Annotated in this window: 9 protein-coding genes and 1 tRNA gene; 3 read left to right on the top strand and 7 right to left on the bottom strand. The window is 59.6% G+C overall.

Features of this window, described 5'->3' with window-relative positions; translation table 11 throughout:
* Positions 1-138 precede the first annotated feature (138 nt).
* Both ABIC32_RS13560 and ABIC32_RS13555 read left to right on the top strand, forming a co-directional pair.
* Positions 139-1,533 carry a site-specific integrase gene (locus tag ABIC32_RS13560; protein ID WP_354074588.1) on the top strand — a complete coding sequence of 465 codons (1,395 nt, stop codon included), beginning with the start codon at positions 139-141 and terminating at the stop codon, positions 1,531-1,533.
* Between the two features lie 1,065 nt (positions 1,534-2,598).
* The gene (locus tag ABIC32_RS13555; RefSeq protein ID WP_354074519.1) at positions 2,599-3,810 is read left to right on the top strand and encodes a hypothetical protein; all 1,212 of its coding nucleotides are present in this window, start codon (positions 2,599-2,601) and stop codon (positions 3,808-3,810) included.
* A gap of 15 nt (positions 3,811-3,825) precedes the next feature.
* Here the strand turns inward: ABIC32_RS13555 and ABIC32_RS13550 are convergent, their stop codons facing one another.
* Positions 3,826-6,195, bottom strand: coding sequence for a hypothetical protein (locus ABIC32_RS13550; RefSeq protein ID WP_354074518.1), 2,370 nt, complete (start codon positions 6,193-6,195; stop codon positions 3,826-3,828).
* A gap of 263 nt (positions 6,196-6,458) precedes the next feature.
* On the opposite strand from ABIC32_RS13550, the gene ABIC32_RS13545 reads away from it, so the two are divergent.
* Positions 6,459-7,049, top strand: a complete 591-nt coding sequence (locus tag ABIC32_RS13545) for a recombinase family protein (protein WP_354074517.1) — start codon at positions 6,459-6,461, stop codon at positions 7,047-7,049.
* A gap of 17 nt (positions 7,050-7,066) precedes the next feature.
* On the opposite strand, the gene ABIC32_RS13540 is transcribed toward ABIC32_RS13545, so the two are convergent.
* The 6 genes from ABIC32_RS13540 to ABIC32_RS13515 all read right to left on the bottom strand — a co-directional run bounded on the left by ABIC32_RS13540 (position 7,067) and on the right by ABIC32_RS13515 (position 13,666).
* On the bottom strand, positions 7,067-8,977 hold the full coding sequence (locus ABIC32_RS13540; protein ID WP_354074516.1) for an ATP-dependent helicase: 1,911 nt from the start codon (positions 8,975-8,977) through the stop codon (positions 7,067-7,069).
* Positions 8,974-10,860, bottom strand: coding sequence for an ATP-dependent nuclease (locus ABIC32_RS13535; RefSeq protein ID WP_354074515.1), 1,887 nt, complete (start codon positions 10,858-10,860; stop codon positions 8,974-8,976). The genes ABIC32_RS13540 and ABIC32_RS13535 overlap by 4 nt, the downstream gene beginning before the upstream one ends.
* 155 nt (positions 10,861-11,015) lie before the next feature.
* Positions 11,016-11,105, bottom strand: a tRNA-Ser gene (locus ABIC32_RS13530).
* An 87-nt stretch (positions 11,106-11,192) separates the two neighbouring features.
* Positions 11,193-12,125: an NUDIX hydrolase gene (locus ABIC32_RS13525; RefSeq protein ID WP_354074514.1), complete on the bottom strand. Its 933-nt coding sequence runs from the start codon at positions 12,123-12,125 to the stop codon at positions 11,193-11,195.
* Positions 12,126-12,129: 4 nt separating this feature from the next.
* Positions 12,130-12,771, bottom strand: a complete 642-nt coding sequence (locus ABIC32_RS13520) for a YfbR-like 5'-deoxynucleotidase (RefSeq protein ID WP_017505221.1) — start codon at positions 12,769-12,771, stop codon at positions 12,130-12,132.
* Between the two features lie 94 nt (positions 12,772-12,865).
* Positions 12,866-13,666: a methyltransferase type 11 gene (locus ABIC32_RS13515; RefSeq protein ID WP_354074513.1), complete on the bottom strand. Its 801-nt coding sequence runs from the start codon at positions 13,664-13,666 to the stop codon at positions 12,866-12,868.
* Positions 13,667-13,719 lie beyond the last annotated feature (53 nt).

The raw sequence follows: 13,719 nt of genomic DNA, 5'->3' as shown, positions 1-13,719 counted from the left end.
GGCGACCCACTGCCAAGCGATATCATTGCGAACGACAGACCTAGCTCGCCCCCTGCAATCGTCCCGGATGAGGAGATGATCCGAGCAATGGCTCGGGAACTTTACGACAGGGGGATTCGACGGTGGAGAACTCGGACCTTGTCTGCCGCCGGTGTGGGCCGGGAGCATCTTGAGGACGAGTATGAGGTCCTCGCCATGGATGGCGAAGCACTGTTGGAGGAGGAAGTCGCGTGGGCGGTTGAGCGGGCCGAGCGAAAGCACAATCTGCGCATCCCGGAGGGGAGCGCGGATCGTGCTCTCGTTCGCGCCGCTTTCCGAACCGCGCTGGTCGATCAGGCTCGCGGTATCGATGGCATGGTCCGAGAGGGGGACTTCTTTCCGTCGCCGACTAGTGAGCTCGTCAGAAAGGCACCGCCTGCGGTCAGCCCTAGACGACGTTGGACGGTTCGGCACCTGAAAGAGCATCTGATCGAGTGCACCTCCTTGGAGACGTCCTGGAAGAAGAAGATCGGCGACGCCGTCGCAGCTTGGGACAATCTAGGTTTTGGAGACCTCCCGGTCTCAGAGGTGACCCAAAAGCACATTGCCGATTACATCCGGCTCCTTCGCAAGCTGCCTTCAAACGCGGCCAAGCGGTTCCCCGGCATCGGTCACATGGGAGCGATTGAGCTAAACGGTATTAGGACGGAGCCATATCCAACACTGTCCGAGAAGACGATCTTCGACGGGTATGTCGCCGGTTTAAAACGGATCATCAGTCACGCGCTGGATGAAGGCCTGATCAGCACTGATCCCGTCACACGGCTACCGAAAAAGCTCACAAAAAGCGTGTCGGCTCGCGACCGCATTTTCCAGAGGGAGGAGCTGAATGCCCTCTTCAAGCACCCGATTTTCGTAGGATGCGCTGGAGCCGACAGACCCAACAGCCCCGGCGACGTTCTGCTCAATGATCACTACTACTGGGCACCGCTCCTCGGTCTGTTCACGGGCGCACGTGCGTCGGAGATTGCACAGCTCACTGTGGATCGGTCCCTCTGTCAGGCCCAGATACCTCACCTCCACATTGCTCCGTTGCCCGGCGGACGCCTCAAGTCGCCGAATGCGAACCGGCTCATCCCGCTGCATCAGGTGCTGCTGGACCTTGGCTTCGGGGACTTTGTCGAAGCGCAACGAGCTGCTGGACACATCCGGCTATTTCCCGATTGGGCTGCTTCGAAGAACCTCGCGCAGCAGTATTCCAGTGCGCGGGTAATCCGGAACTTCAACGAGGAAGTCGTGCTGTCCGTTGTGAAGCGGGACCTGCCGCCCACGTTTCATACGCTTCGGGCAAACTTCAAAACTGAACTCGCGACCGCCGGTGTTTCCCGTCAGTTTCAGAACGCGATGTTGGGACATAGGCAATCCGATGAGGACCCGAGCTATCTCGCCACGTTCGACCTCGTCTCGCTTCGGCGAGAGCTCGAAAAAGCGACTTTCGACGGTATCGCGATATCTCACCTCCACCCGTCTGCGCGGCAAAGAGCGAAGTCTTAGAAAATCGGTCAATATATAAGAGCGGGGTGGCTCCAATATTCTGCTGCCCCGCCCCGAACCCTTATACTCTGGACTATAAGCTTTTTGGGTGTTCAAACGACGGGTCAAATGGACCTGATGAATCCTGTATGTTTTTGGCTGGAGCTGGAAGGTAAGCCTTATGGATTCCCGCGCCTTCCGACCGTAATCGCCGGCGTGGCCTCGTCATTGAAGGAACCGAGGGCCAACGGGCTGCCCGGGGCGCACCTTACAAAAGCTAACCGCCGATCACGGCTCGACAAGTGATCGAGTTCCTCATCCTGGCTCGTCTTGTTATCTAAAGAAAGGTCAACCGGCGAAACTCTTGAAGCGCGGCGGGGGGGTAAGGGCCGCAGGGCATCATTTCCCACCTGTTTGCCAAGAGACGACCCGGTATCGTCAACGTAGGTTTCGGGCTCCACAAACGCGGAGCGCACGATGACCACAACACTTCCAAAACATACGCTGATGACGACCTTTCTAACCGCTCGGCTACTGGAGCGGCGCATAACCGTCGAACACCTTGTCGATCTTCTCCAACCCCTCTCCGAGGCAACAATCCGATCATGGATTGCAGGATGGAGTTCGCCCGCACCACGTGAACTGTCCCGGCTCGCGGAGGCGCTTCATATCGACCCTGTCGAGTTGTTCGCCGGATGGCTGATCGACAATGCGGTGGTTCCGGAGGCAACGATGAGAGCGGCGGTATTGGAGCCCCTCGGCTCGTCCTTTCCTAGGTCTGACACATTGGACCTGATTGCTCCCCGGAAGCGGCCTAGCATGACCGTTGAAGATCCCCATGACGAACGCGAACCAGAGAGGACCGTCAGGTCCCGCGCACCTGGGTTGCGCAAGGTCTCGGCGGTCCACAGACACAGGGAAGCTCGTAGGTCGGCGGAGTAGACACAAACGGTCCGGACTGCCGGGGCGGATCGGCCTGCCGCCCAGCGGGCTCCCTCGGGGCCGTGGCGGGCATCTTCGTCTCGGCCTCCACCATCTGCCGCTCAAGTCCTTGAAATGGGAGTGGCCGGTGGTAAGGCCGAGCGTATGAAATCAAGACCGTCGACGACCTCGCACACTCCGATCGCCGATCCCGCAGATGATGCGTTTACGCGGTGGTTTGTCGAGGAGGTCGGGTCGCGGCCCACCCCGGAGATGCGCCGGAAATATTATGATCGGGTGATGCGGTTGGTCATGTGGTCGGAGGAGGATCATGATCGATTGGTGGGCGACCTGCTCATCAAATCCGACCCTGACCAAGGCATCGAACCGTTCGACGTTGATGAAGAGATCGCGGCGGCCAAAGCCGCTGGGGTAGACCTCTCTGATGATCCCCACCTGGCCTACCTCCGGCGCATCACGGAAGAGGCGCGGGCGCGACGTGAGGGCGTGCGCCCCTCGGGGCACGATCCTAGGAAGGCTTTACGGGCGATCGCGAAGGACCTTGAGGGGCGGCTCCGGCGGGAACGCAGACGGGAAGAGGTCGCATTCCGGGGGCGTAAATCTGCGTCCAGAAAATCACGGGAGAAGTGGCGGCGCGACGAGAAGCGGGATGCCAAGATTATCGCGGAAATCCAAGGATATTTCGAGGTCGAGGTTGGCGTTCGAATGGCCTCATCCGAAGCTGCGCTAGTCCGTTTGAAAAAATCTTCAGAGGGACCCGGAGCTGGCGAAATAGGGATAGTGTTTCCGCACTGGGAGAAGTCCTCTGAGGTCATTAGGTCATTCGGCATGGCAGCGGGAGTGGGGGCCTTAGGAGCTCGCGACTTCACCGTCCACATGAACGACGGGGTTCTCGACTACGCCTCCGGGGCCGATGGTCAGAGCTTCGCAAAACGGATGCTGCGACGGGTCACCGATGCGCTTGGCTCCAAGTTTGGAGCGGTCGGAGTGAACCCGCCCGGCGTCATGTTTTTTGTGGAGCAAGGCAAGGGGGAGCGTCCGCACCTGCATGGGGTCGTTATGATCCCGGACCACCCTGAAGCCCTGAATATCGTTCGAGACGCCCTAAAACAGGCCGCAGGTTCACCCTGGAAAAAGACCGCTACTGTGGACACCCAAGTCGATATCGGCGGGCTGCCGGAGCCGGTGGGCTGGGTGGACTACATCACGAAGTTCAAAGAGGTCACGAAAGCCCACTTAGGTTCGAACACCTTCGCGGCGTCGCAATCGATGCGAGCCCTTGGCCGAGAGTGGTATGAAACAGGCCGGAAGGACGGGCGCTTGCTCCTTCCCCGCAAGGCCGTGCCAATGCGATGAGCCTTAGGCAAACGGCTACTCGCAAAGGAAACCAAGGCTGAACACCTGAGGACGGAGCTTGTCGCTTAGCGCGGCATAGGCGGCTCTGAACGGAGCGAAGTCCGTTACTGCATTGTCCATGTTGGCCTCCAGCGCACGGCGCACTTGATACCAGCCAACGTCGGGGCAGTTGAGTTTAAACTCGTCCCGGATCGTGCGTCCGAACTGCGTCGAGTGATAGGATTTCCATAGTTTCCGAGCTTGAAGCAATACCGCTTTCGCCTCGGGGCTCAGCTTCTGCTTGGCGACGTATTTTGCCATAAAGTCAGACCGGAACCGCGTCGGTGCGGCAACTTCGTTCTCAGAAAAAGGTATGAAGTGGTTGATGAGGCTCCACTGCTGTCCATTCCAAGTCAGTCCGTCTGCACCAGCGGTGAGATTGCTAGTGCTGAAAAGCATCCAAATCAGGCAATCTGATTTGAACGCGTCTGGTAGTGCGAATGTCGGTTGGAGAAACTGATCGCGATCGTTGAGCCATGTTGGCTTGATCAGTCGTCGCACGGAGAAAACGACGGCGACCTTATCAATGTTATCTTTGGTGATATAGAATCCGTTACCAGCACTATATACTGACGAAAAAATCGCAGTAAGGGTCCCGGCGTTTTGCAGGTCGTTGCTATTGGCTAACATATAGCCAATCGCATCGTCCCGCCAACTCGTCACTTTTGCGTGGCCGTCCTGCGGACTGATAGCATTCTTGAGCGGTATTGTTGACGTGTTGGTTTTCAAGCGAGGCAAGTAGCCGCTTAGGAACTTCTTATTCGCTAGATTGTAGAATGACTTGATACCAATCGCAGTCCCGAAACGGTCGAGCGCAGTAGCGGTCACTGATACTAGCTCTTCTCGCTTCCCGGTGTCCCAGATCAGGAAGCCAATCGGAAAGTTGCCGCTCAAGCCGTCAAAGGCTTTGCTGTGAACAACGAAGCCGCCGAGATATTTAGCCTTCCAAACTTTACGGAATGACTCAAAGTTCGGCGCGGAGATGTATTTCAGCTTGCTAAACATTGCCAGCGTTGAGGTCGGTAGTTCCTTCTGGATGCGGGCTAAGAACTGAACGAAGAGTTCGCGTCCTGCGTAGCCCATTTCCATACTGGCCCCGATACGAGTGGCGGCGATATCGGTCTTCCCAGCATTGCCTTGGGAGTTGGCTGCTTCCCCATACGGTGGATTGATGAGGACGAGGATTTTCTTAGCGCCCTTCTTTTTTGCCTTCGCGTCCGCGATGGCTTGGCGCAACTCTTCCGGCACCTTGTTTGTTATGGAATAGTCGATCTCGCCAAGCGCGTTGACGTCATCATTCAGGTAATCGTATTGAAATATTGTCGCCCCGACACACGTCTGGCTCGCTTTCATAACGTTTATATCGGCGGCATCGAGAGTGCTCATATAGACGTTGCGATAGTTGCTATGCTTTACCTCAAGATTGCCGACGCCGCAGCACATATCCCAAATAATGTAACGCTGCTGCCAGTTCTTTCCGAGCGTCCCGGCGAGCTGATCGTATGCCTTGTCCACGATATGGAGAGGGGTGTAGTAGGCGCCTTTGAAGTTGCGCTCATCGAGCGGCAAAAGGCTATCACGGCGTTCCAACAAATAGCGCCGATACTCTTCTTCCGGTGGGCGGTGATAGATGGCCCAGAAGTTACGATAACCCCGGTCGCTATGTAGTTTGTAGTCTTTGCCGTTCAGCAAGAACACGGGTTGCGTGTCGTCGTGCAGAAGTTTGGCGGGAAGGTCGCGCATAGCGGCTTTTTTGCCGTCGTGCATGATATCGGCGAAAAACAGCAGCGCGTAATCCGGCGGATCAACGCCATCAAGTTCGCAGCCGATCAACTCCACCCAGCGGTCAAACACCTGACGCAGGTTGTCCGGGGTGATGGGGGTGCGGATAATCTTGCCCGCTTTGATGGCGGACTTCACTGAGCGGATGAAATCCCGCTCATGGCTATCGATCGGATAAACGACGAAGTGCGTTTCGATATGGGGCGCGATCTGCGCAGCCAGGGCCTTGCCGACCTTCGACCCCGATTTCGGCCAAGCTACAGTCTTGTCGTCCAGGATGGGCAGCGCCTTGGCTGTTTCCATCACTGCCGCTTTCTCTCGATCAATGACGGCTAGGAACGGCGGGATACGCTCGCCGACCTTTCGCGCCGCCCGAACGTAAAAAAGAAGCTGCGTGAACATCATCACCGCAGGGGTGCCGACTCCCTTGGCCTCGAACCAAATCTCCTCAGTTTGGATATCGACCAATCCCTTGGTGAACGCTTTTAGACCGAGCGCCTTGATGTATGCGTCCTTGATATCCTCCTCGGTCTTCGCGACCGCGAGTGAAGCCTTCAAACTCATTAGACGCCGCAGCCTCTTGGTAATCGAGCCGGGCTACCCGGATCGCTGCACCTACTTGCAGCAGCCCTCCTCCAGCCGCAACCCAAGCCTCGCTGTTCGGTCCTCCTCCGGTTGCTTCCGCTGGATCGGCCCTCATCACCTCGGAGCCTGTATCGGAACCGAACGTTTCCGAGCCACACCGCCTGAGTGTATCGAAAAATACCTTGACCCCATTTTCGATACAGGGGATATTCCGATGCAGGTTTTAGATACAGGCGGACGTGATGGCGCGAACTTTTGCATACTGTCGGGTGAGCACCGTCGATCAGGCGACGGAGAACCAGATCGTCGAGATCGAAGCGGCGGGATTTCAAGTCGACCCTAAGCGGGTCATCGCAGAAACGATTTCGGGCTCGGTGTCCGCACTCAAGCGACCGGGGTTCTCTCGCCTAGTCGATCGGTTGGAGGAAGGTGACGTTCTCATCGTGACCAAGCTGGACCGCTTGGGGCGGAATGCCATGGATGTCCGGGCCACCGTAGAGCTGCTGTCCAACAGCGGCGTGAGAGTGCATTGCCTGGCACTCGGTGGCGTCGACCTGACGAGCGCGGCTGGGAAGATGACAATGGGTGTGATCGCGGCGGTGAGCGAGTTCGAGCGCGACCTCCTCATCGAACGAACCCAAGCGGGCCTTCGCAGGGCAAAAGAGGAAGGCAAGACGCTAGGGCGCCGCCCGGCGCTATCGACAAAGCAGGTTCGGGAGATTGGAGAGCGGAGGGCAGCCGGAGCCAGCTTGGGTCAACTGGCCGAACATTTTTGCGTCTCCCGAGCTGCCATTCAGCGAGCAGAAAAGAAGCTCCAAACTCTGAAGGATTAGAGGTCGGGCCGCCCTCGCTACTCTTGGAGCATCTCCTCTAGGAAACGCGACGGCTGTCGGTTCCAGCTCCCGTATCTGGCCGCCCACGACATCGTCAGAGTGTCCTTGCAGCGAGTGATTGCCACAAAGCAGTTGCGACGTTCCTCCTCCAGCTGGGCGCTGGTTGGGCCTTCCTTCTTGCTTTGGAAGGAGGGGAGAACGTCTTCTGCAAGGCCGGCTAGATATACGTGGTTGAACTCGTTGCCCTTGGAGCTGTGGATCGTGAGGAGAGGGATGGTGCCCTCCCGGAGCGGCGGCTCCTTGGATCGCATTTCAAGTTCCTGAAGGAACGTATCCAGGGGCGCTTCTCGTCCCACGGTGTTGAGGATTTCCCGGTAGAGGGCCTTCCACGCTTCTGCGTCCTCATCGAACGAGGCAAAGGAGCTTTCAAACTCGGCATGGTTTCGGTCGAATACGCCCAAGGTCGTTCGACAAAATGCGTGGAAGTCTGACCGTTCGGCGAGGTTCTTGGAAAGCGCCGTGACCACTTCCGGAACGTCTGCGCCCGAAGCGGGAGATTGCAGCGCCCAGTTGGCCCAGGATTGCAGAAGATCCCCATTCCCCAATGCTGCCTCAGCTATCAGGCGGTCTGCTTCTGCCTCGAAGCCCCACAGGGCATTGCCGGACTCGACGAATGCCCGAAAAGCATCTTCGTCGGCTCGTCTATTGGCCGACATCAAAGTCGCGTGGAGCCACTGATAGGGGACGCTCGCGAAAGCGTCGCGCCGCTGTGCGATCCGGGCGTCGATGCCTCGTTCGACCAAGGCCGCTTTGATCCCGTCGAGGATTTTCTTGGTGCGCGCCAAAACCGCGACTGTCCCGCTTCTAGTGGAAATCCCTCCAGCAATATCTTGAGCGATCCCGGACGCCTCGTGCTCATCAGTCTCGAACTGCAAGACCCGCACCTTGTCGCTCGCGCCGTCCGAAGACTTGCCCGCCTCCAAGGGCCTCTTACCCGGCGATCGAAACTTGTTGTTGGCGACCAAGCGGTTCGCCATGAGCACCACTTCCTCCGGACACCGAAAGTTTGTCGGCATCTGCAAGACGGTGGCCTCGAAATCGATGCGGAAATCCTGAAGTCGCTTCGGGGAGGCACCATTCCATTGGTAGATAACCTGATCGTCGTCAGCCACCACGAAGACGTTGCGATAGGATGGCCCCGTGAACGCACGGATCAAGCTATATTGAGCGGAGTTTGTGTCCTGAAACTCATCGATGCAAATGTGCCTGAACGTCTTCCTGTATCTCTCGGCGATTGACGGATATTTCGTCAGGAGCTCGTGGCACTTGAAGATAATCGCAGGAAAATCGAGCGCATTCTGCTCCAGCAAGTGACGGTGGTAGCCGTCGTAAAGAGCAGAAAAATACTCTGCCCGCTGCTGACTCTGGAAGAGCTTGGCGCATTCCTCTGGCGGAACGAGCCTGTCTCTTAAGCCATCAAGGACAAAGAACGCCTTTGAAAGCGGCTCTGGGAAATCCACGCCCTTCGACTTCACCGCTTCTTCGAGCAGCTTCGTTCGGTCCGGCTGCGTCGAATAAATCTTGAAGTCGGTGCGGACGCCTACATGGGAACCGCTCTGCCGGAGTAGCTCGACCGCAAAGGAATGGAAGGTGCCGACAAGCAATCGGTCGGCCTGCTCCGGAGCGATCTCCGATATGCGAGATCGCATTTCGTCTGCTGCGCGCGTTGTGAACGTTAGCGCCAAAACCCTCCAGGTCGCTGGGTCTGACTCAAGGAGGAGCCTGCCAATCCGCGAGGTCAGAACTCTGGTTTTTCCGGAACCCGGCCCGGCCAGCAGCATCAGGGCTCCGTCGTCCCATGATGCCGCCTCGCGCTGGACCGTCGTTAGACTGTCCATCAGTGCATCGAGTTTCGTTGGCTGGGTCATTGGCAAGCCCCGATAATCACAAATAGCTCGCGCAGAACTGGCGGGATGTCAGCGGGATCACCTTCAGATTCGAGCCTGGCGGAGAACCTAACAGCGGTTTCCTCCTTATGATCTCTCGCGAATGTCAGGAGGTCCGGGTCCGTGTCGGGAACGTTGGGATCAAGTTCTCGGACCGAATCTCGGAATAGAGGCCGCAGCGCGCTTCCGACCAAAAGCGCTTCCAAATCGATACCTTGTGGGAGCTGACGCACGCGCTGATCGATATCGCCTTCGATGAAGTTATGACTGCGAAGCTGTGCGATGTGCCCGTTACCGCCCTCGTCTCCGTCGCATACCATTGCCCAAGGGAACCCGAGCGCCCGAGCTAAGCTAGAGAAAGCGCCCGCACTCCCGTTGTTCTGATAATCGATCACCGAGATGCCGTGAACGTCTAGCGGGCATCCCAGCAGTTTGGCGATCGATTGAAGCACCGCATAGTCAGATTGCCCCTCGCAGAGGAGCCATTTGTTGCTGAAGAAAATCTCGCCCCTGATCCGCTTTGCCCATCGCTCAAGCCCACGGATATCGTCCGCCAGCATCAGGCTTCGGGAAGCCTCTTTAAGTGAAAGAAGGTCGGCATGAGGTGCGCGGTCCGCTTGGTAGCACATGAGGAGCTCGCGATAGGGTGCCTGCTCCACGAACTTCCGGCATTCCAAACGATCATCTGCCCAGCTCAGCGTATCGGGATACTTGGCGATCACAGCCTGTAGCTCACCATTGTTGGGCACGGTGGTCCCGCACGATTGAGGGATGAACGCCGCCTGCGGGCCGTCTGTATGTCGACGAAGGATCACGATATCGGCGAACGGCACGTTCTGGACGAAGAACGGCGAGTGAGTCGTGATGATCTTTTGACCCGGCAACGCGGAAACCGCCTCCCATAGGGCTCGGCACGCCTGCGGGTGCAAGTGGGCTTCGGGCTCCTCCAGGGCGAGGATCGGCTCGGCATCTTCATGCGACGACGCCGCCAGCGCATTCTCCACAAATGCTCGAAAGAGAAAAATGATCGCGAGGCTCTGAACGCCATGTCCATGCCGCCCGATCGGGAGCCAAGGGTCGCCACCCTGTCCCTGAATGACGACTTCAGCCTTGTTGATGATCTCCCAAAGATTGAGCGGGATCGCACGCACATCGACATCAGCAGCAGCGCCGTTCGCGATGACGCTGCCTATCGTCTTCAGGGTGTTCTTGATTGCGTCGAGCTTTGGATCGGCCCGCAGAAGCTCGGCGTTCAGAGTGGCGAAGCTCTCCTCTAGCTCAGCGGTCTTTTCCGGCGAAACTTCGATCGTCTTGAGCAGCCCGCCCCAGAAACGCGAGCGCCCTCCGAACTCAACGTTCGCGTCCCTCATTGCTGCCAGTGAGAAACAGGGTGCGTAGTCAAAGAACTTCGAAAGATTCTGGTTTCGAGCGCCGGCACCAGAGAAGGGCTCATCCTCGATGTTGAGGAACACCCAGCTGGGCTCGACCGACTTCGTCACGCTTTCAAAAGAGCAGGTGACCTGAAGGCAGATGCTATTGAGGTTCGTCGCGGGATCGAGCCGGATGATCGCCAAGAGATCGTCGAGGAGGGACTGGGGCCATTCGCCCGGCGAGGCTTCGGTAAACCATAGCTTGATCAGGATATCCGGCTTCGGCTGTCCGCTCTGAGTCATCGGGAAATCGTATTCGTTGAAGCCGGTCTGGCCCGACCGTCCCCACCGCCGTCCAAGGGCCAGCTTGATCGCATCGAGCAGAGTGCTTTTGCCCGCGTTGTTCTCACCGATGATCACGGTGGTCGGGTTCAGGCGAACATCCAGCGCGCGGATGCACCGGAAGTTCTCGATCACGATCCGGCTGATATGCATCCACTTCCTCCCACAGCGCCGCTTCGTCCCCAAGTTGCCAGAGTGGGGTCGCCAAAGGGAGGAGAAAGTGTGCGTATCTCACTGAGATACAGGGTGTGATACACCGCTACCGGGTTTTCCGTTTAGCGGTTGTTTTTAAATCAGTTTTCGGGCGGTGGCGGAGAGGGTGGGATTCGAACCCACGGTACCCTTCCAGGCACGCCGCATTTCGAGTGCGGTACATTCGACCACTCTGCCACCTCTCCGCGGCGCCGATATCGCTTGGTCGAGCGAGGGGCTTCTCTAGTCGGAGCCGCAGCGCTTCGCAACCCGTCTGTGAAAGAAATCCGACGCTATCTTTGCGCGGGCAAAGAGAGGCCCGGCGCGGCGCCGGTCTGGGCGTCCACGCCCTTGAATCGAAACAGTTCGGCGGGTCGTCCGCCCGTGGTCGAAGAGAGCTGTCCGGTGGGTTCGACCAGCCCTGTCCGCTCCACGCCGCGCCGGAAATTCTGCTTGTGCAGGCTGAGGCCCGAGACGGCCTCGGCGCCGGCCTGAAGTTGGGAAAGGGTGAAGACGCCAGGGGTCAGATCGAACAGGACCGGACGGTATTTCAGCTTGCTGCGCAGACGGCCGAGTGCGGTCGCCAGGATGCGCCTGTGATCCGAGGACATGATGCGGCCCGGCATGGGCTGCGTGGGCGACAGGTCGGCGTCGCGCCAGGCCTCGGCGACCAGACGCGCTTCGTAGAGCAGTTCATAGCGCTCCAGGACCCGCTCCTCGTTCCAGCGGTGATCGGGCGTCAGGGCGAACAGGGCGCGGGCGCGGGCTAGGCGGTGCTCGTCGCCATCGGCCCAGGCGAGCAAACCTTCCGCAATTCGCGCGCCTTGACCGCCGCGCCGGTCTTCCCAAGGAAAGAATTCGAACACGGCGTCCCAGCGGGCGTCGTGGGTTTGGCCTTCCGCCGCGTCAGGCGTCAGGGCCAGGTAGCCGACGGAGACCTCTCTGTGACGGCCAGGACCGGGGGTGGCGCGCGGCGAGGCGCGGCCCGCGTCGCCGAAGGTGTAGAGCTGTTCGACGAAGCCAAGCCGGAACCCGGTCTGGGCGGTCACAAAGTCCCGCAGGGCGCGCTCGAAGGTGCGGTCACGCACCGGATCGAACGGCCCGAAGGGCAGGGCGCGCGAACCGTCCTCGGTGGGGGTCGTCAGGACGACGGCCTGTCGGTCTTTCAAGGTCATCACGACCGCCGACAGACCGATGCGAACGCCGTCCTCCGCCCCTTGGGTCATTGCGCTATTCCGTGTGCCAGGCGTCGTCGGCGGGGATCAGGCCGACGGCGCCCGCCAGGACGCGATAGCGTTCCAGATAGCGGGCCTGGGCGACCGGCGCAGGTTGGGGTTCGATCGTCAGGCTGTAGCCCTCGGGCGGGCTGCCGAAAAAGCCCAGCGATTCTTTTTCGGTGAAACCCGCCAACTGCGTCGCCTCGAAGAAGGCGCAGGCCTTATCGGCCTTCTTGATCAGGGTCTTGATCGTCTGCGGCGTCTTGGGCGGCAGGCCGTAGCGCAGGTGGATCGCGGCTTCCAGCTTGGCCTCGAAGTCCTTGTACCCGGCCCCGAGCGCCGCCTTGAATGGCGAGATCATGTCGCCGATGACGTATTCCGAGGCGTCATGCAGCAAGGCGGCCAGACGCCATTTCGGATCCAGGCCGGGCTTTATGTGGGCGGCGATTTCTTCAACCACACACGAATGCTGGGCGACCGAGAAGGCGTGCTCGCCGATGGTCTGACCGTTCCAGCGAGCGACGCGCGCCAGGCCGTGAGCGATGTCCTCGATCTCGATGTCGAACGGCGACGGGTCCAGCAAATCCAGGCGACGACCGGACAGCATGCGCTGCCAGGCGCGGGGGGCGTTCTTCTTGGTGGGGCGCTCGGCCAAATCGCGTGTCCTGATCGCTTGTCGGCTGGTCAGGTGACGCAAAGATACGCCGGGATCAAGCGGGAGGGACCAGACGGTGCAGGAAATCGCCGCGTCAGCGTCCGACGTTCAACGTAACCAGTTCCTTGGCGTCGTCGAAAATGCCGTCGTTTCGGCGATCCTTGGACCTGACCACGGCGATGACGATCGGGCCGCCGCTGGGGCCGCGCGCCTCGAAGCCGACCTGGCGCCAGCCCGCATCGCCGGGCTGATCGTCAGCCAGGATATAGGTCATGCGCGTCGCCGCGCCCGGCGCACGGGTGCGCACGCGCGTGGAGTTGTCGTTGGCGTCCACGCTGACCGTCGAGGTTTCGGTGCGGACGTTTTGTCCGTCCTTGGACTGGATGTTTATGCCGCCGATGCGGACGCTGGCGTTATCGCCCTGGGTCTCGATCTTCAGGCCCGGCAGGCGGACCGAGGCGTCCTCGCCGCGCGTCTTGATATCGACCCCAGGCGCCTGAACAGAAGTCGTATCGCCTGCCTCGATCGCTGGCGGCGGCGGCGCATCTCCGGCCCCGGGAGCAAGGCGCGCGACCGTATGGGGCAGATCGGCGCTGGCGCGGGCCTCGAAGTCCCGCAGCACGTCATCGACGGAACGCCCGTCCAGCTTGACCAGATGCAGCACGACGTCGGCGCCCTTCGGGCCGCCATAGACGCAGTTCGCGCCGCCCGCCGCCGCCAGGCCCTTCCGCGTCAGGACCCCAAGACTGTCCGGGCATTGCAGGGCGTCGATCACCTTCAATACGCCCGCGCCCTGATCATCGCTGGAGGAGGTGGTGGTGATGCGGACCGAGTTGTCGCCGTCGCAGGCGGCCAGGCTGGCGCTGAGGGCTAGATAAAGCAGGACATGACGCATGGTCGAACCTCTCTTGGCCCCCATTCTGCGCGCTGCGGTCGCATGATCCAGTG

Source organism: Brevundimonas sp. 1080 (assembly GCF_040545985.1).
Classification (GTDB): Bacteria; Pseudomonadota; Alphaproteobacteria; order Caulobacterales; family Caulobacteraceae; genus Brevundimonas.
Note: the sequence above shows the minus strand (reverse complement) of the source record. Positions and strands in the feature narration are given on the sequence as shown.